Source organism: Bacillus sp. GS3m_15504 (assembly GCF_055825275.1).
The window spans coordinates 1032530-1051270 of the sequence record NZ_JBVVNL010000001.1; the positions used below are offsets into that span (position 1 = coordinate 1032530).

Here is an 18741-nt window from a genome sequence, read left to right on the forward strand (position 1 = left end):
TGTTCCTTACATATTACAGTTTTTAGAAAGGGCCTAATGTAAGTATAGTGAGGGAGAAAAGTTGATTTTTCATTTCTAAAAACTGTATATTGAAGAGGAATATTCCTATATACGTAAAGGAGGGCTATAAATGAAACTGATGGAACAACAGTTACATGAGTTAGGTGGTTTACGAGTACATATTATTCCAACTGATAAATATAAAACAAATACTTTTGTATTTCGTTTGAAAGCACCTTTAAATGAGGAGACGGTGACAGAGCGTGCCCTATTGCCATACGTATTGCAAAGTGCGACAGAAAAGCTTCCTTCTGTAATTCGTCTTCGTCAATATTTAGAAGAATTATATGGGTCTTCTTTGGCAGTAGATGTAAGTAAAAAAGGAGAAGACCATATCATCTCTATTTATGTAGACATTGCAAATGAAGTATATTTACATGATGCACCGTCGTTATTTGAAAAAGCGCTTTCTATGTTATCAGATATCGTTTTACATCCAGCAACAGAGGGGAATGGTTTTCTGCCTTCTATTGTAGAAAGTGAAAAGAGAGCGCTCTTGCAACGAATTGAAGCTACGTATGATGATAAAATGCGCTATGCAAATGAGCGTTTAATTGAAGAGATGTGCAAAGTAGAACCATATCGATTAAGTGCAAATGGAAAAAAAGAGAGTGTTGCATCTATTACAAATGAAAGTTTGTATCAATATTATCAAAAAGTGTTAGCGGAAGATGAAATGGATCTATACATTATCGGTGATATTTCGGAAAACGCAGTTGATCTTGTAAGTAAGTACTTTTCTATTTCAGCACGTCCCGTAAGAGAAAGAAATGTACTTCTTCACAAGAGAAATAATGAAGAAAAAGAAGTTGTTGAAAAGCAAGAATTAAAACAAAGTAAATTACACATCGGTTATCGTACGTTTATTACGTATAAAGACGAAGATTATTTTGCACTGCAATTGTTCAATGGATTGTTTGGAGGATTTTCTCATTCAAAGTTATTCGTTAATGTTCGTGAAAAAAATAGTTTAGCGTACTATGCAGCTTCTCGCTTTGAAAGTCATAAAGGCTTATTGTTTGTTATGTCTGGAATCGAAGCGAAAAATTATGAAAAGGCTGTTGAGATTATTAAAGAACAAATGCTTGCAATGCAAAATGGTGATTTTTCTGAAGAAGAAATGCATCAAACGAAAAGTGTCATTCAAAATCAAATATTAGAGGCAATTGATACACCACGCGGATTTGTAGAAATGCTGTATCATGGTATTATTTCAGATCGTACGCGTCCGGTTGAAGAATGGCTTACAGGCATTGAAAGTGTGACGAAAGAAGAGATTGTGAAAGTTGCTAAAAATATTGAACTAGATACAATTTACTTTTTACAAGGAACGGAGGGAGAATAAATGGAGAAAATTGTTTATGAGCAATTAAAAGAGACACTCTATTATGAAAAACTTCCTAATGGATTAGATGTATATATTTTACCGAAGCAAGGATTTAATAAAACATTTGCAACGTTTACGACAAAATATGGTTCTGTGGATAATACATTCGTACCACTAGGTAAAGAAGAAATGATTCGTGTACCTGATGGGATAGCTCATTTTCTTGAGCATAAATTATTTGAAAAAGAAGATCATGACGCTTTCCAATTGTTTAGTAAACAAGGGGCTTCCGCGAATGCTTTCACATCTTTCACAAGAACAGCTTATCTTTTTTCGTGTACATCAAATGTAGAACAAAATTTAAATACATTGTTAAACTTCGTACAAGAGCCTTACTTTTCTGAAAAAACAGTCGAAAAAGAGAAGGGGATTATCGGACAAGAAATTCAAATGTATCAAGATAATCCAGATTGGCGCTTATACTTTGGATTAATTGATAGTTTGTTTGTAAAGCACCCGATTAAAATTGATATTGCAGGGACGATCGAGTCTATTAGTAAAATTACGAAAGACCTACTATATGAATGTTATGAAACGTTTTATCATCCAAGCAATATGTTAATGTTTGTTGTGGGTGCAATTGATCCAGAGAAAACAATGGATTTAGTACGTGAAAATCAAGCGAAAAAAGATTATAAAAACCAGCCGGAAATTGTACGTTCATTTGAAGAAGAACCAGATGAGGTAAATGAAAAGAAGAAAATTATTTCCATGCCTGTACAAACTCCGAAATGTTTAGTTGGTATTAAAGCGACAAACTTAAAAGAAAAGGGAGAAGCCCTTTTAAAACAAGAAATTGCGCTTACGTTACTTTTAGATTATTTATTTGGGAAAAGCTCCGTTCATTACGAATCTTTATATAATGAAGGGCTCATCGATGATTCGTTCTCGTATGATTATACAGAAGAGAATAACTTCGGTTTTGCAATGGTTGGCGGCGATACGAAGCAACCTGATGAGCTGGAAGAGCGTTTGAAAAGTATTTTATTAAACACAAATTATAATCAATTAGATGAGGCGGCATTAGAACGAGTAAAGAAAAAGAAAATAGGTGGCTTTTTACGTTCCTTGAATTCACCGGAATATATTGCAAATCAATTTACACGATATGCGTTTAATGAATCGAGTCTGTTTGATGCATTGACTGTATTAGAAAGTCTAACGGTTCAAGATTTAAAAGAAGTAGCTCAATTACTATTATCAGAAGAGAAAATGAGTGTTTGCCAAGTTTTACCGAAAAAATAAAAGGTTTTATAATAATACCCTCATCTTATCATTGATAAATTGTAAGATGAGGGTATTATTTATTTGTAGGGAAACGATTTTTTTGAGATAAGAGAGGAATTGTATGAAAAAGTATGCATTAGTAACTGGAGGGAGCGGAGGGATTGGCTCTGCTATTTCGAAACAATTAATTCAAGATGGATATACAGTATATGTTCATTATAATAACAGTGAAGAGAAAGTGAATGAGTTGCAGAAAGAATGGGGTGAAGTGATTCCTGTTCAAGCGAATTTAGCTTCTAGTGATGGAGCAGAGCAATTGTGGGAACAAATTGAACATCCTCTTGATGCTATCATATATGCAGCTGGGAAGAGTATCTTTGGACTCGTAACAGATGTAACGAACGATGAATTGAATGATATGGTAGAACTTCAAGTGAAGAGTATCTATAAATTATTATCGATGGCATTGCCATCTATGATTCAACGGAGAAGCGGTAATATTGTACTTGTTTCGTCTATATGGGGACAAATTGGCGCGTCATGTGAAGTGCTTTACTCGATGGTAAAAGGTGCGCAAAATTCATATGTGAAAGCTTTAGCGAAAGAGGTTTCATTAAGTGGAATAAGAGTAAACGCGGTGGCGCCAGGTGCAATTGAAACGGAAATGTTAAACGTATTTTCAGAAGAAGATAAGAATGAAATTGCGGAAGAGATTCCGTTAGGACGATTAGGATTACCGGAAGAAGTAGCAAAAACTGTGTCATTTCTCGTATCACCAGGTGCATCTTATATAACTGGACAAATTATCGGAGTAAATGGCGGGTGGCATTGCTAAAAATTTCTTACATAAAAAATGAAAAACTGTACAAATTAAGCATGATTCTATTACTAAGTAGTGAGGTGCTTACACATGTCAGTTTTAGATAATTTTGATCAATGGAAGAGCTTTTTAGGAGAACGTTTAGAACAAGCGCAAGGAAAAGGTCTTGATGGTGGTGCTGTATCAGATATGGCATTTCGTGTTGGTGATTATTTAGCAAATGAAGTAGAAGCACGCAACGATCAAGAGAAATTATTAGCTGAACTTTGGAAAGTTGCTGACGAACAAGAGCAACATACAATCGCAAACTTAATGGTAAAGTTTGTACAACATAAGTAAAAAATAGAGAGGGGATTCTCCTCTCTATTTTTTTTGTATAATAATTGAAAGGGATAGATTATACATTTAGCTTCCCTATTAAGGTGAAATCATATAATATAGTACGTAGGTGTAAAGTAAGCAAGGGGAGTGATCTTGGATGATTGAATGGTATTTTGAATATGAAATACATAAAAACCGACCTGGCTTGCTTGGTGACGTTTCTTCGTTAATCGGTATGCTCGGCATTAATATTGTCACAATTAATGGTGTAGATAATGCACGACGTGGATTACTCCTTATGTGTGATAATCAAGAGCAAATCTCTAGACTTGAATCAATTTTAAATACGATGGATAACATAACGGTAACGAAATATCGTCCGCCAAAGCTAAGAGATAAGCTAGCGGTTAGACATGGTAGGTACATACAACGAGATGCAGATGATAAGAAGACATTTCGTTTTGTGCGTGATGAATTAGGATTACTTGTAGACTTTATGGCTGAAATAATGAAAAAAGAAGGTCATAAACTAATCGGGATACGAGGGATGCCTCGTGTTGGAAAAACAGAATCCATTGTTGCTGCAAGTGTTTGCGCAAATAAAAGATGGTTATTTGTATCATCTACTCTTATTAAGCAAACTGTTCGTAGTCAATTGATTGAAGACGAGTATAGCGACGACAATATTTTCATCTTAGATGGAATCGTGTCAACAAAGCGTGCTAACGAAAGGCATTGGCAGCTTGTTCGTGAAATTATGAGGTTGCCTGCAACGAAAGTTGTGGAACATCCTGACGTATTTGTGAGTCAGTCAGAATACACATTGGATGATTTTGATTATATTATTGAGTTGCGTAACGATTATGATGAAGAAATTCAATATAATTTAGTAGATGAAATTGAGCAAGGTACGCAAAATAATTTCTCTATGTTTGACTTTTAAAGAAATATTGAGGTGTTAGTAGTGACAGAATTAGGACAAAAGCTGAAAGAAGCAAGAGGAACGAAAGGCTTGTCTATTGATCAGCTGCATGAGATTACAAAAATTCAAAAACGCCATTTAGTAGCGATTGAAGAAGGCAATTATGATGTATTGCCAGGAGCTTTTTATGCGCGTGCATTCATTAAACAATACGCAGATGCGATTGGATTAAATGGAGAGGAACTACTTGTAGAATATCAGAGTACGATACCACAATCTGAAAAACGTGACGTTCCACAAGTATCAACAGGACAAAAAACGCAAGAAACAATGCAAAAATCTTCATCATGGCCAATTGCAGATCACATGCCTAAAATTTTAGTTGCGCTGTTAGTAATCGCAGTTGGAGTGGTAATTTGGTTTGTTTTTCAAGCGTTAACTGGAAAAGATGATGAGAAAGTTCCGAATACTCAAAGTGAGAAAATTGAAGTTAAAAAAGCGGAAAACTCTCCGTTAGATACGAAGAAAGATGAAGTGAAAGCGGAAGAGCCGAAAAAAGAGGAACCAAAGAAAGAAGAACCGAAGAAAGAGGAACAACCAGCACAGCCAACTGGACAACAAGAAGTGAAAGTAGTTGGGACAACTGGTAAAGTATCTACTTTGGAAATTCATAATAATAAAACATTAGAACTGGAAATATCGGGTAAAGGTGCGAGTTATGTAGATGTTAAAGATGATGCGGGTAACGAAGTTTTAAACACTACAATACAAGATGGTCAAACAGAAAAACGAGATTTAACAACAGCAAAAGAAGTGCGACTTAATATTGGAAATGCAACGAATGTTGAAGTTAAACTGAATGGCCAAGTGGTCGCTTATCCATTGGATCCAGAAAAAGAACTTCACCAAAGATTGGTGATAAAAAACCAAGGGATAGAGCAACCTGCACAATAACAGTCATCGCTTCGATGACTTTTTTCAATGAACAAATGTTTTTGATATGATGGAGGAATAGCTGTGAATTTACCAAATAAAATTACAATATCTAGAATCTTCTTAATTCCAATTTTTATGGTAATTATGTTAGCACCCTTTGATTGGGGTTCATACACAATTGGTGATGTTGATTTACCAATTCAACATTTAGTAGGAGCACTTATCTTTATTGTTGCTTCGGCTACAGATTGGATTGATGGACATTACGCAAGAAAGTATAATCTTGTAACGAATTTAGGGAAGTTTCTTGATCCATTAGCTGATAAATTACTTGTTTCAGCTGCACTTATCACGTTAGTGGAGATGCAATACGTACCAGCTTGGATCGTTATTATCATTATAAGCCGTGAGTTTGCGGTAACTGGTTTACGTCTTGTACTCGCTGGAACAGGAGAAGTAGTTGCGGCAAATCAGCTAGGAAAAATTAAGACATGGACACAAATTATCGCGATTGCAGCATATTTATTACACGATGTACCTTTAAACTTAATCCATATTCCGGTAGCTGACATCTTTATATGGATTGCATTAATTTTTACTGTTATTTCAGGATGGGATTATTTCTGGAAAAATAGAGCTGCTTTTGTAAACTCAAAATAGAAGTTTATGGGGGAATTGGGATGAATGCGGAGATTATTGCGGTTGGAACGGAATTATTACTTGGACAAATTGCAAATACAAATGCCCAGTTTTTATCTGAAAAGTTAGCTTCAATTGGAATTAACGTGTACTACCATACTGTAGTTGGGGATAATAACAAGCGACTGCAGCAGGCGATTGAAGTTGCAGAGGAACGTGCGGATATGCTCATTTTCACAGGTGGATTAGGACCGACGAAAGATGATTTAACGAAGGAAACAATAGCGTCTAGCTTAGCGGAAGAGCTTGTATATGATGAAAAGGCATTAGCATCAATAAGCGATTACTTTAAGCGAACAGGTCGAGAGTTCACGGAGAATAATAAAAAGCAGGCGCTCGTTTTGGATGGAGCAACTGTATTTGCAAATGATCACGGTATGGCACCTGGTATGGGATTAAATAAGAACGGAAAAGTTTATATTTTATTACCAGGACCACCGAAAGAAATGAAGCCAATGTATGTAAGTTATGTGGAGCCTTTTTTACGTAACTTTACAACAGGAGAAAACATTTATTCTCGCGTGCTTCGCTTTTTCGGAATTGGGGAATCTCAATTAGAGGTGAAAGTTCAAGATTTAATTGATGGACAAACGAATCCGACAATTGCCCCGCTTGCGAATGATGGAGAAGTGACATTACGTTTAACTGCTAAACATCAAAATGTTGATGAAGCAGAGAAACTCATTCAGCATGTGGAAGATTTGATTTTAGAAAGAGTAGGAGAATTTTTCTACGGGTATGACCAAGAGTTTCTGCATGATAAGGCGATAGAGTTATTGAAGAAAAAAGGATTAACTTTAGCGTGTGCGGAAAGTTTAACAGGTGGTCTCTTCGGTAATCAAGTAACAGAAAGTGCTGGTGTGTCTTCCGTATTTAAAGGTGGTGTCATTTGTTATCATAATGACGTGAAGCAGCATGTTTTACATGTACCTGAGGAAGTGTTGTTTACTGACGGTGCAGTTAGTAAAGAATGTGCTCGTTATCTTGCTGAAAATGTTAAAGAATTATTAGAAGCGGATATCGGGATTAGTTTCACTGGGGTAGCAGGACCGGATGCTTCAGAACATAAAGAACCGGGAAAAGTATTTGTTGGATTGGCGATTAAAGATGAACCAACTGTAGTCTTTCCTCTTAATTTAAGTGGAAGTCGCCAACAAATTAGAGAACGCTCAGCAAAATATGGATTTTATCATTTATATAAAAAGCTAGAAGAAATATAAGTTTCTTCTAGCTTTTTTTAATGGTTAAATGCAGTTCTATTTAATGGAAAATAAAAAAAATCGAATAAATGTTCGATTTTTGTTGGCAAATTGAATTGAAAATAGGTATAATAAGATTAGCAATTCAGTTAAGGAGGAATTTTGAATGAGTGATCGTCAAGCAGCGTTAGATATGGCGTTAAAACAAATAGAGAAGCAATTCGGTAAAGGTTCAATTATGAAATTAGGAGAACAAGCAGAGCGCAAAGTTTCTACGGTTTCTAGTGGTTCTTTAGCACTTGATGTGGCATTAGGGGTAGGCGGATACCCACGCGGCCGTATTATCGAAATTTACGGACCTGAAAGTTCAGGTAAAACAACAGTTTCATTACACGCAATTGCAGAAGTACAGCGTCAAGGTGGACAAGCAGCGTTCATTGATGCTGAGCATGCAATGGATCCTGTATATGCACAAAAACTAGGTGTTAACATCGATGAATTACTATTATCACAACCTGATACAGGGGAGCAAGGTTTAGAAATCGCAGAAGCACTTGTACGAAGTGGTGCGGTTGATATTATCGTAATTGACTCTGTAGCAGCTCTTGTACCGAAAGCTGAAATTGAAGGAGACATGGGTGACTCACACGTAGGTTTACAAGCTCGTCTAATGTCTCAAGCACTTCGTAAACTTTCAGGTGCAATCAATAAATCAAAAACAATCGCAATCTTTATTAACCAAATTCGTGAAAAAGTTGGGGTTATGTTCGGAAATCAACTACAAGTTGCTTAATCGTAAAGATTAAGGAGTTTACCATGGGTTTCCCTTGCTAGTGATAGCATGTTAAAAAACCTTGTGAACCTTATTGCCTAAGGGTGTAACTATTCATATAGTTGCTAACGGTGAAGCCCACCATTATTCAGGGTAATACCGTGCCAAGCTCCATAGTGATATGGGGAAGGTGTAGAGACTACCGAAAAGGACTTTTAGTTAACTGAGTAGGGTACGGCAGATGATAGGCTACTGCTGGAAGTGCAAGGCTCTCTGTAAAGAGATGAAGAGATAGTCCGGACTATAGAGATGGAAAATCTATAGATAGTGCCAGAAACAACTCCAGGTGGTCGTGCGTTGAAATTCTATTCAACTGTTCGTCTTGAAGTGCGTCGTGCGGAGCAATTAAAACAAGGTAACGACATCGTTGGTAATAAAACAAAAGTAAAAGTAGTTAAAAATAAAGTGGCACCACCATTCCGTGTTGCGGAAGTTGATATTATGTACGGAGAAGGTATTTCAAGAGAAGGTGAAATCTTAGATATGGCCTCTGAACTTGATATCGTTCAAAAGAGCGGTGCTTGGTACTCTTATAATGAAGAACGCTTAGGACAAGGTCGTGAAAATTCGAAGCAGTTCTTAAAAGAAAATACGGATTTAAGAGAAGAAATTGCCTTCTTTATTCGTGAGCATCACGGAATTAGCGAAGATTCTGGTGCTGAAGGTATGGAAGATCCAAATCTTCTTGATTAAAAATAAAAGACACGGCTTCGTGTCTTTTATTTTTGTATCATTATGAAAGCGTTCTATATCGTTGGAGATAAAATATTTAATCTACCTAAAAGATTATGTATAAAGAGGGGGATATACACGTTTCACATGAATAAACTGGAATTTACTAAGGTTTTCCAGGATAATATGCTGTCAGCTTTTTAAATTCATATATGAATTAGGGCTGAAGGTAAAGAAAGTAAAAGTAGACAACGCTTGACAATGAAAATTGCGATAGATACAATGAGAATGTATATTTTTTCTTATATACGAAACACTCTTCTCAAGAAGAGAAGTAATATTCGGAGTAAGACTTAAATCTTGCCGAAATAATAATATGACATTTTAATTGTGAAATGAAGAAAGTCCCTTGAAAAAAGTGGGACGACGGTCTTTGCTGTATGTTGGTATTCAATGTACATGCCGACAGTCTTTTTTCATTCATAGCAAGGGGAGGTGAAATCATGAGTAGTACAGTTTGGATACTCATCTCCATTTTGCTTGCAACAGTCGGTGCAGTTGTTGGCTTTTTTGTTCGAAAGTCTATTGCTGAAGCGAAGATTAATGGTGCAGCTAATGAAGCGAAACGTATTCTAGACGAAGCGAATCGTGAGGCTGAAGCACTTAAGAAAGAAGCGCTATTAGAAGCAAAGGATGAAATTCATACACTTCGTACAGAAGCTGAATTAGAAATTCGTGACCGTAGAAGCGAATTACAAAAACAAGAAAATCGTTTAATGCAAAAAGAAGAGAACCTTGATCGTAAAGACGAAACGCTCGATAAACGCGAGCTACAGTTAGAAAAGAAAGAGGATTCTCTTGTAGCGAGACAACAACAGATTGAAGAGTTGGAAAGCAAAGTGGGAGAGTTAGTTCAAAAGCAACAAACAGAATTAGAGCGCATTTCCAATCTGACACGCGAACAAGCGAAAGCAATTATTCTTGGTAAAGTAGAAAGTGAAGTTTCTCATGAAATTGCCGTAATGGTAAAAGAAAGTGAAGTTCGTGCGAAAGAAGAAGCAGATAAGAAAGCAAAAGAGATTTTATCTCTTGCAATGCAGAGATGTGCAGCTGATCATGTTGCTGAAACAACCGTTTCGGTTGTAAATCTTCCAAATGACGAAATGAAGGGACGTATTATCGGACGTGAAGGTCGAAATATTCGTACGTTAGAAACGTTAACAGGTATTGACCTAATTATCGATGATACACCAGAAGCGGTTATCCTTTCTGGATTCGACCCAATTCGTCGTGAAACAGCTCGTATCGCTCTTGATAAACTAGTACAGGACGGACGTATTCACCCAGCGCGTATTGAAGAGATGGTCGAAAAATCAAGACGTGAAGTGGACGAGTATATTCGTGAAGTCGGAGAGCAAACAACGTTTGAAGTGGGTGTTCACGGTTTACATCCAGATTTAATTAAGATTTTAGGTCGTTTAAAATACCGTACAAGTTACGGACAAAACGTCTTAAAACACTCTATGGAAGTTGCATATTTAACTGGACTTATGGCAGCAGAGCTTGGTGAGGATGAAAAACTAGCAAGACGTGCTGGTCTATTACATGATATCGGTAAAGCGATTGACCATGAAGTAGAAGGTAGCCACGTTGAAATTGGTGTTGAACTCGCAACGAAATATAAAGAGCATCCTGTAGTTATAAACAGTATTGCATCTCACCATGGGGACACAGAACCAACTTCTATCATTGCAGTTTTAGTTGCAGCAGCAGATGCATTATCAGCTGCAAGACCTGGAGCTCGTAGTGAAACACTTGAGAACTATATTCGTCGTCTTGAAAAGTTAGAAGAGATTTCAGAGTCTTATGAAGGCGTAGAAAAATCTTTCGCAATTCAAGCAGGACGAGAAGTTCGTATTTTGGTAAAACCAGATACAATTGATGATTTAGAAGCTCATCGTTTAGCTCGTGATATTCGAAAACGTATTGAAAATGAACTGGATTACCCAGGACATATTAAAGTAACTGTTATTCGTGAAACACGTGCAGTGGAATACGCAAAATAAAGTGGTGAAACACCACTTTATTTTTTTGTGTTGGAATGGGTTAAAATAAAGGAAATTAGTTATACCTAGCATACAAGTGAAACAAACTTATAATAAATATATTGTAAGGAAATCACTTGAAGCTATAGTAATAAAAAAATGTAGTACATAGGAAGGGTAAGACATATGAGAATATTATTTGTTGGAGATGTAGTAGGATCTCCTGGTAGAGGTATGATTCAACAATACGTACCGGCACTAAAGAAAAAATATACACCTACAGTAACCATTATTAATGGAGAAAATGCAGCAGGTGGACGTGGAATTACGGAAAAAATATACCGAAACTTTTTAGAATGCGGAGCACAAGCGGTTACACTAGGAAATCACGCTTGGGATAACCGTGAAGTATTTGAATTTATTGATGATGCAAAATATCTTGCAAGACCAGCTAACTTCCCAGAAGGAACTCCAGGAAAAGGGCTTATTTTTGTGAACTGTAATGGAACAGAAGTTGCAGTTATTAACTTACAAGGACGTACATTCCTTCCTCCAATTGATTGTCCATTCCGTAAAGTGGATGAATTAATTAACATTGCGAAAAAACGTACGAATATTATCTTTGTTGATTTCCATGCGGAAACGACAAGTGAAAAACAAGCGTTAGGTTGGTATGTAGATGGTCGTGCTACAGCGGTAGTAGGTACACATACGCATGTTCCTACAGCAGATAATCGCATTTTACCGAGCGGAACGGCATATATCACAGATGTTGGTATGACAGGACCGTACGATGGAATTTTAGGTATGGACCGAGAAGCAGTATTGAAGAAGTTTTTAACAAACTTACCAGTGCGATTTGAAGTGACAAATGGTAGAACACAATTAAGTGCAGTGCTAATTGATGTGGATCCTAATACAGGAAAAGCTAAGAAAATTGAGCGTATCTTAATTAATGATGATCAGCCATTTTTTGAGTAATCCCTATTAAAATTTAGATAAGTTATTATTTTTTAATTTTTTAGAAAAATTACAGAAATTTAGCAGGAATACGTGTCATTCCTCGTGAATATAAGTTAAAGTGAAATAATTGCTAATACTTTTTATAGAAACGAGGAGGAAACGCGGAATGGAAATATTAAAAGTTAAAGCAACGTCGGTCCCTAATTCTGTAGCTGGTGCACTTGCAGGTGTTATTCGCGAACGCGGAACAGCAGAAATTCAAGCCATTGGTGCAGGTGCATTGAACCAAGCGGTAAAGGCAGTAGCAATTGCAAGAGGATTTGTAGCGCCTAGTGGTTTGGACCTGATTTGTATCCCAGCGTTTACGGATATTATGATTGATGGGGAAGAACGTACAGCAATAAAATTAATTGTAGAACCTCGTTAAGTTTTAAACAACCTGTTTGCAGTATGCAAACAGGTTGTTTTTATAATGGAGGAATGAAAATGAAAATTTTTGATGCTCATTGTGATGTGCTTCTTCAGTTATGGAGTGCACAAGGGAAAAAGGATTTTAAACATGATCCGCAATTACATATTACATTTGAACAGTTAAAGAGAAGAAAAGAAAGTATACAATGTTTTGCTATATATGTGCCAGAAACAGTGGCATATGAAAACCGATTTGAAGTATCATTGCAAATGGTAGATATTTTTTATAATGAAATTTTATCCCTCCCGGGTGTGAAGTTTATTCAGACAAAAGATGATATTAACATGTTAAAACAGGACGAGATTGGGGCGATATTGACACTAGAAGGATGCGAAGCAATTGGAAAAGATGCAATGAAATTACGGTTGTTGTATCGTCTAGGAGTACGTTCTTTTGGACTAACATGGAATTATGCTAATCTATTAGCTGATGGTGCGTTAGAGACACGTGGGGCGGGTTTAACGACTTCTGGTAAACATGTTGTACAAGAACTGAATGCGTTACATGTATGGACTGATGTGTCTCATCTGAATGAAAGAAGTTTTTGGGATGTGATAGAAATTGCAAAAAATCCGATTGCTTCCCACTCAAATTGTATGAAACTTTGCCAGCACCCACGTAATTTAAACGATGAACAACTTAAAGCTCTTATAAAGCGAAATGGCATGATCGGTGTCACTTTTGTACCACAGTTTCTAACAAATGAAAAACAAGCGAATGTAGCAGATATAATAAGACATATCGAATATATTTGTTCATTAGGTGGAGAGAATAATATAGGGTTTGGTTCAGATTTTGATGGGATATTAGAAACAGTTGTAAATGTATCAGCGTATCGAGATTATGAAAATGTAGTGAATGAGCTTTGTAAACACTATGCTGCATCTACTGTAGAGCGATTTTTATATGATAATTTTGTTGAACATATAAGCTTTTAAGATTTTTGTTTTAAAAATCCAGAAAAATTAGAATTAATTCATTTTATATTATTGCTTTTTTTAAGACCTAATACTAGAATGAAAAACAAAATAGCTTTATACTAAAGATTCAGGGAAATCAGAAGAGGCATAATTTGCGTCCATTGTAGTTTATTTGCATAAAAAATGCTAAACTATTACTGTAAAAAAATACACTACAATGAATGCAGCCAAAAGGGGTGTAGGAGATGATTAGTCAACTTTCATGGAAAGTTGGAGGCCAACAAGGTGAAGGAATTGAAAGTACAGGAGAAATCTTCTGTATTGCATTAAACCGATTAGGATATTACCTATACGGTTACCGCCACTTCTCATCACGTATTAAAGGCGGCCATACAAATAATAAAATTCGTGTAAGTACAACAGAAGTACGCGCGATCTCAGATGATTTAGATATTTTAATTGCTTTTGATCAAGAAACAATTGATTTTAACTTCCACGAACTACGTCCGGGCGGGATTGTAGTTGCAGATGCGAAATTTAATCCGACAATACCTGACAATACAGATGTAAATCTATATGTGATACCGTTTACAGATATTGCTTCAGAATTAGGCACATCGTTAATGAAAAACATGGTTGCTGTTGGAGCATCAAGTGCGGTATTAGGATTAGATGAAACAGCTTATTTAGATGTTGTTGAAGAGATCTTTGGTCGTAAAGGAGAGCAAGTTGTTCAAAAGAATATGGACGCAATTAAGCGCGGCTCTCAATATATGAAAGAGTTACTAGGTGAGAAAGTAAACATGATGCAGCTTGAAAAAGCTGATGGTCAGAAGCGCATGTTTATGATTGGGAACGATGCGATCGCATTTGGTGCAGTAGCTGGTGGTGCTCGCTTTATGTCTGCATATCCAATTACACCTGCATCTGAAATTATGGAATACTTAATTAAAAAATTGCCAAAAGTCGGCGGAACAGTAATCCAAACTGAGGATGAAATTGCAGCTTGTACAATGGCAATCGGTGCAAACTATGCTGGTGTTCGTACATTAACTGCATCTGCTGGTCCAGGTCTATCTTTAATGATGGAAGCGATTGGTTTAGCAGGTATTACAGAAACGCCATTAGTAATTGTTGATACACAACGTGGTGGTCCAAGTACAGGATTACCAACGAAACAAGAGCAGTCTGATTTAATGGCAATGATTTACGGTACGCACGGTGAAATTCCAAAAATCGTAATGGCGCCAAGTACAGTTGAAGAAGCATTCTATGATATTGTAGAAGCGTTTAACTTATCTGAAGAATATCAAGTACCTGTTATTTTCTTAACAGATTTACAGCTTTCTTTAGGGAAACAGACAGTAGAACCACTTAAGTTAGATAAAGTGGAAATTCGTCGTGGTAAGCTTGATTTAGAAGCGGAATTACCAGAACGTGAAAATAAAGCATACTTCAAGCGTTATGAAGTAACAGAAGATGGCGTTTCACCACGTGTTTTACCTGGTATGAAAAATGGTGTTCACCATGTTACAGGTGTAGAACATGATGAAACTGGTAAACCATCTGAATCAGCATTAAACCGTAAAGATCAAATGGACAAACGTTTCCGTAAAATGGAGAACTTGAAGTTTAATACCCCTGTTTATAAAAATGTTAAGCATGAAGAAGCAGACGTATTGCTTGTTGGATTTAACTCAACTCGTGGTGCGATCGAAGAAGCGATGGAGCGCTTAGAACAAGAGGGTATGAAAGTAAACCATGCTCATGTGCGTTTAATTCACCCGTTCCCAACAGCTGAAATCGATCCACTTGTGAAAAAAGCGAAGCGTGTTGTAGTGGTAGAAAACAATGCAACAGGTCAACTTGCTAACATTATGAAAATGAATCTTGGAAACGGTGAGAAAATTTCTAGTCTTTTAAAATATGATGGAAACCCATTCTTGCCGAAAGAGATTTACAACGAATGCAAAAAAGGGGTTGTATTAAATGGCAACATTTAAGGACTTTCGTAACAGTGTAAAACCAAACTGGTGCCCAGGTTGCGGAGACTTCTCGGTGCAAGCTGCAATTCAACGTGCGGCAGCTAACGTTGGCTTAAATCCAGATGAACTTGCTGTTATTTCTGGTATCGGCTGTTCAGGTCGTATTTCAGGTTATATTAATTCATATGGTGTGCATAGTATTCATGGTCGTGCCCTTCCAATTGCACAAGGTGTGAAAATGGCAAACCGTGATTTAACAGTTATCGCATCAGGTGGTGACGGTGATGGATTTGCGATTGGTATGGGACATACAATCCATTCTATTCGTCGTAACATTGACATTACGTACATCGTAATGGATAACCAAATTTACGGATTAACAAAAGGGCAAACTTCACCACGTAGTGAAGCTGGATTTAAAACGAAAAGTACACCACAAGGTTCTATTGAACCGTCATTAAATGTTATGGAAATGGCTTTAACAGCTGGTGCAACATTTGTGGCACAAAGCTTTTCAAGTGATTTAAAAGAATTAACACAAATTATTGAAGCTGGTATTAATCATAAAGGATTTTCATTAATTAACGTGTTCAGCCCATGTGTTACTTACAATAAAGTAAATACTTACGATTGGTTTAAAGAGAATTTAACAAAACTAAGTACAGTAGAAGGATATGATCCGTCTAATCGCATGATGGCTATGCAAACATTAATGGAAAATAACGGATTAGTAACAGGTTTAATTTATCAAAATACAGCGCAACCTTCATACCAAGAACTAGTAAAAGGCTATAGTGAGAAGCCTTTAGTGCAATCTGATTTAAATATGGATCAGAAAATGTTTGATGAGCTTGTTGCTGAATTTATGTAATGTAAGAAGAGGAGGTTGCCATTTGGCAACCTTTTTTAATAAGTAAAAATATAAGGTAGTTTTATTTACTTAGAAAATTCAGAATGGTAAAATAATATATAAATCGTTGTATGAAAATTGCATGTTCATTAACTAGGAAATGTAATAATAGGATAAGCCTTCTTCTTTGTAAAAATTGGCGAAACGCTTCATACTATGGTAATGTTTATAGGGATAAAGCAATATGCTTTTGAGTAGGACAAAAGAAATACAAAAAGGGAATGTCTATTTGTGTGGGGAAGACTTCATTCTTATAGATGATTAGATTGATTACTCAAGTTTCAAAGGACAAGTATCTCTCAAGCTATCTAACCATTTTTGAGGTGGGTCTAAGCGCATTAAAATGGACTATAGAGTGTGTATAGTTAAGGGTGAAAGGAGATTACCGATGAACGAGCAACAACGATTAGCAAGTCAACAAGTGAATTCCTCTACGAAAAAAGAAGAGAAAGATTATAGCAAATACTTTGAAAGTGTATACCAACCACCTTCCTTAAAAGACGCGAAAAAACGAGGGAAAGAAGAAGTTAAAATTGAACGGGATTTTGGCTTGCCTGAAGAGTTTCGCAATTTTGGTACAGGAAGAAAGTTTTATATTCGTACATACGGTTGTCAAATGAATGAGCATGATACAGAAGTAATGGCGGGTATTTTCACTGCACTGGGATATGAACCAACCTTTTCAACTGAAGACGCAGATGTAGTATTATTAAATACTTGTGCCATTCGTGAAAATGCTGAAAATAAAGTGTTCGGTGAACTAGGTCATTTAAAGTCACTAAAACGAAGAAATCCGGACCTTTTAATTGGTGTATGTGGTTGTATGTCTCAAGAGGAATCTGTTGTAAATAAAATTATGCAAAAAAATCAGCATGTAGATATGGTGTTTGGAACGCATAATATTCATAGATTACCGTACATTCTAAAAGATGCAATGTTCTCGAAGGAGACGGTAGTTGAAGTTTGGTCCAAAGAAGGAGACGTAATTGAAAACCTTCCGAAAGTACGCCGTGGTGATATTAAAGCTTGGGTAAATATTATGTATGGCTGTGATAAGTTCTGTACATATTGTATCGTACCGTATACACGCGGAAAAGAGCGAAGCAGACGTCCAGAAGACATTATCCAAGAGATTCGTCATTTAGCTGCGAATGGTTATAAAGAAATTACGTTACTTGGACAGAACGTAAATGCATATGGTAAAGACTTTGAAGATATAGAATACGGTCTTGGCGATTTAATGGACGAACTCCGTAAAGTTGATATTGCCCGTATTCGTTTTACAACGAGCCATCCACGCGATTTCGATGATCACTTAATTGAAGTGCTTGGAAAAGGCGGAAACTTAGTAGAACATATTCACTTACCAGTTCAATCTGGAAGCACAGAAATGTTAAAAATTATGGCGCGTAAATATTCACGTGAGCATTATTTAGAGCTTGTAAGAAAAATTAAAGAAGCAATTCCAAACGCGGTATTAACAACTGATATTATCGTCGGTTTCCCGAATGAAACAGATGAGCAATTTGAAGAAACGATGTCGTTGTATCGTGAAGTAGGATTTGATACTGCCTTTACCTTTATTTATTCTCCGCGTGAAGGTACACCAGCTGCAAAAATGAAAGACAATGTACCGATGGAAGTAAAGAAAGAACGTCTTCAACGCTTAAATGCATTAGTAAATAAATTGGCAATTGAAAAGAATGATCGTTATAAAGGTCAAATTGTAGAAGTGTTAGTTGATGGGGAAAGTAAAAATAATCCAGAAGTACTTGCAGGTTATACTCGTACGAATAAACTTGTAAACTTCGTTGCTCCAAAGTCTTTAATTGGTCAGCTTGTGAAAGTAAAAGTAACGGATGCAAAAACTTGGTCTCTTAACGGAGAATTAGTTGAAGAGCCGATTGAGGTGGAATAATAGATGAAAGTATATTCGAAAGATGAAATTGTTGAGCAAGCGAAAGAATTAGCAAAAATGATTTCTGAAACAGAAGAAGTTGATTTCTTTAAGAAAGCAGAGGCGCAAATTCATAAAAATGAAAACGTAAAGCGCGCAATTGATGAAATTAAAGCACTGCAAAAACAAGCAGTAAACTTGCAACATTACGGGAAATGGGAAGCTTTGAAAAAAGTAGAAGCTGAAATTGATGCCTTGCAAGATAAGTTAGATAGTATCCCAGTTGTACAAGAATTTAAATCTTCACAAACATATGTAAATGACTTACTACAGCTAGTTGCAAGTACGATTTCTAACAACGTAACAGATGAAATATTAATTTCAACTAATGGCGATGTATTGAAGGGTGAAACGGGCGCAGCGGTAGAAAGTAAAAAAGGAAATTGTGGTTGTTAAAGAGATGTCGAAATGACA

General features: G+C 36.3%; 16 protein-coding genes and 2 pseudogenes. All 18 read left to right on the forward strand.

The genetic code is table 11. The features are described from left to right. The first annotated feature begins 130 nt into the window (after positions 1-130). The 18 genes and pseudogenes from yfmF to AC0L0O_RS05720 all read left to right on the forward strand — a co-directional run bounded on the left by yfmF (position 131) and on the right by AC0L0O_RS05720 (position 18723). On the forward strand, positions 131-1405 hold the full coding sequence (gene yfmF, locus AC0L0O_RS05635) for an EF-P 5-aminopentanol modification-associated protein YfmF (RefSeq protein ID WP_000772436.1): 1275 nt from the start codon (positions 131-133) through the stop codon (positions 1403-1405). Further along, on the forward strand, positions 1406-2692 hold the full coding sequence (gene yfmH / locus AC0L0O_RS05640) for an EF-P 5-aminopentanol modification-associated protein YfmH (protein WP_000411952.1): 1287 nt from the start codon (positions 1406-1408) through the stop codon (positions 2690-2692). A 103-nt stretch (positions 2693-2795) separates the two neighbouring features. Further along, the gene (ymfI, locus tag AC0L0O_RS05645; RefSeq protein WP_000759617.1) at positions 2796-3509 is read left to right on the forward strand and encodes an elongation factor P 5-aminopentanone reductase; all 714 of its coding nucleotides are present in this window, start codon (positions 2796-2798) and stop codon (positions 3507-3509) included. 75 nt (positions 3510-3584) lie between these two features. Next, on the forward strand, positions 3585-3833 hold the full coding sequence (locus AC0L0O_RS05650; RefSeq protein WP_000114454.1) for a DUF3243 domain-containing protein: 249 nt from the start codon (positions 3585-3587) through the stop codon (positions 3831-3833). Between the two features lie 139 nt (positions 3834-3972). Then, complete coding sequence (locus AC0L0O_RS05655; protein WP_000574107.1) at positions 3973-4758, forward strand: DUF3388 domain-containing protein; 786 nt, start codon at positions 3973-3975, stop codon at positions 4756-4758. A 21-nt stretch (positions 4759-4779) separates the two neighbouring features. Next, on the forward strand, positions 4780-5691 hold the full coding sequence (locus tag AC0L0O_RS05660) for a helix-turn-helix domain-containing protein (RefSeq protein ID WP_134188439.1): 912 nt from the start codon (positions 4780-4782) through the stop codon (positions 5689-5691). Between the two features lie 63 nt (positions 5692-5754). Continuing rightward, positions 5755-6333, forward strand: a complete 579-nt coding sequence (gene pgsA, locus AC0L0O_RS05665; protein WP_001052973.1) for a CDP-diacylglycerol--glycerol-3-phosphate 3-phosphatidyltransferase — start codon at positions 5755-5757, stop codon at positions 6331-6333. Between the two features lie 20 nt (positions 6334-6353). Continuing rightward, complete coding sequence (cinA, locus tag AC0L0O_RS05670) at positions 6354-7592, forward strand: competence/damage-inducible protein CinA (protein WP_000990711.1); 1239 nt, start codon at positions 6354-6356, stop codon at positions 7590-7592. Positions 7593-7737: 145 nt separating this feature from the next. Then, positions 7738-8346, forward strand: a pseudogene (recA, locus tag AC0L0O_RS05675) (recombinase RecA); the annotation flags it as partial. Positions 8347-8673: 327 nt separating this feature from the next. Next, a pseudogene (locus AC0L0O_RS05680) lies at positions 8674-9096 on the forward strand (recombinase RecA family protein); the annotation flags it as partial. A 482-nt stretch (positions 9097-9578) separates the two neighbouring features. After that, positions 9579-11141, forward strand: a complete 1563-nt coding sequence (gene rny / locus AC0L0O_RS05685; protein WP_000099773.1) for a ribonuclease Y — start codon at positions 9579-9581, stop codon at positions 11139-11141. 165 nt (positions 11142-11306) lie between these two features. After that, positions 11307-12101 (forward strand): TIGR00282 family metallophosphoesterase, encoded by a 795-nt coding sequence (locus AC0L0O_RS05690; RefSeq protein WP_001221095.1) that lies wholly within the window; start codon positions 11307-11309, stop codon positions 12099-12101. 148 nt (positions 12102-12249) lie between these two features. Further along, on the forward strand, positions 12250-12510 hold the full coding sequence (gene spoVS, locus AC0L0O_RS05695) for a stage V sporulation protein SpoVS (protein WP_000404341.1): 261 nt from the start codon (positions 12250-12252) through the stop codon (positions 12508-12510). Positions 12511-12569: 59 nt separating this feature from the next. Further along, positions 12570-13493, forward strand: coding sequence for a dipeptidase (locus tag AC0L0O_RS05700; protein ID WP_000688030.1), 924 nt, complete (start codon positions 12570-12572; stop codon positions 13491-13493). Between the two features lie 227 nt (positions 13494-13720). Continuing rightward, entirely contained in the window at positions 13721-15478 is a 1758-nt protein-coding gene (locus AC0L0O_RS05705) for a 2-oxoacid:acceptor oxidoreductase subunit alpha (RefSeq protein WP_000625423.1), read from the forward strand. Continuing rightward, positions 15465-16331 carry a 2-oxoacid:ferredoxin oxidoreductase subunit beta gene (locus AC0L0O_RS05710; RefSeq protein ID WP_000190154.1) on the forward strand — a complete coding sequence of 289 codons (867 nt, stop codon included), beginning with the start codon at positions 15465-15467 and terminating at the stop codon, positions 16329-16331. Before AC0L0O_RS05705 ends, AC0L0O_RS05710 begins: the two co-directional genes overlap by 14 nt. Positions 16332-16758: 427 nt before the next feature. Further along, entirely contained in the window at positions 16759-18288 is a 1530-nt protein-coding gene (gene miaB / locus AC0L0O_RS05715; protein ID WP_001005400.1) for a tRNA (N6-isopentenyl adenosine(37)-C2)-methylthiotransferase MiaB, read from the forward strand. Positions 18289-18291: 3 nt separating this feature from the next. Further along, the gene (locus AC0L0O_RS05720) at positions 18292-18723 is read left to right on the forward strand and encodes a YlbF/YmcA family competence regulator (protein ID WP_000870462.1); all 432 of its coding nucleotides are present in this window, start codon (positions 18292-18294) and stop codon (positions 18721-18723) included. Positions 18724-18741: the final 18 nt, after the last annotated feature.

Coding starts and splice junctions, on each gene's coding strand:
- AC0L0O_RS05720 (WP_000870462.1), top strand. CDS start 18,292: ATGAAAGTATATTCGAAAGATGAAATTGTTGAGCAAGCGAAAGAATTA.
- spoVS (WP_000404341.1), top strand. CDS start 12,250: ATGGAAATATTAAAAGTTAAAGCAACGTCGGTCCCTAATTCTGTAGCT.
- yfmH (WP_000411952.1), top strand. CDS start 1,406: ATGGAGAAAATTGTTTATGAGCAATTAAAAGAGACACTCTATTATGAA.
- AC0L0O_RS05705 (WP_000625423.1), top strand. CDS start 13,721: ATGATTAGTCAACTTTCATGGAAAGTTGGAGGCCAACAAGGTGAAGGA.
- AC0L0O_RS05690 (WP_001221095.1), top strand. CDS start 11,307: ATGAGAATATTATTTGTTGGAGATGTAGTAGGATCTCCTGGTAGAGGT.
- rny (WP_000099773.1), top strand. CDS start 9,579: ATGAGTAGTACAGTTTGGATACTCATCTCCATTTTGCTTGCAACAGTC.
- AC0L0O_RS05700 (WP_000688030.1), top strand. CDS start 12,570: ATGAAAATTTTTGATGCTCATTGTGATGTGCTTCTTCAGTTATGGAGT.
- AC0L0O_RS05655 (WP_000574107.1), top strand. CDS start 3,973: ATGATTGAATGGTATTTTGAATATGAAATACATAAAAACCGACCTGGC.
- AC0L0O_RS05650 (WP_000114454.1), top strand. CDS start 3,585: ATGTCAGTTTTAGATAATTTTGATCAATGGAAGAGCTTTTTAGGAGAA.
- miaB (WP_001005400.1), top strand. CDS start 16,759: ATGAACGAGCAACAACGATTAGCAAGTCAACAAGTGAATTCCTCTACG.
- AC0L0O_RS05710 (WP_000190154.1), top strand. CDS start 15,465: ATGGCAACATTTAAGGACTTTCGTAACAGTGTAAAACCAAACTGGTGC.
- cinA (WP_000990711.1), top strand. CDS start 6,354: ATGAATGCGGAGATTATTGCGGTTGGAACGGAATTATTACTTGGACAA.
- ymfI (WP_000759617.1), top strand. CDS start 2,796: ATGAAAAAGTATGCATTAGTAACTGGAGGGAGCGGAGGGATTGGCTCT.
- yfmF (WP_000772436.1), top strand. CDS start 131: ATGAAACTGATGGAACAACAGTTACATGAGTTAGGTGGTTTACGAGTA.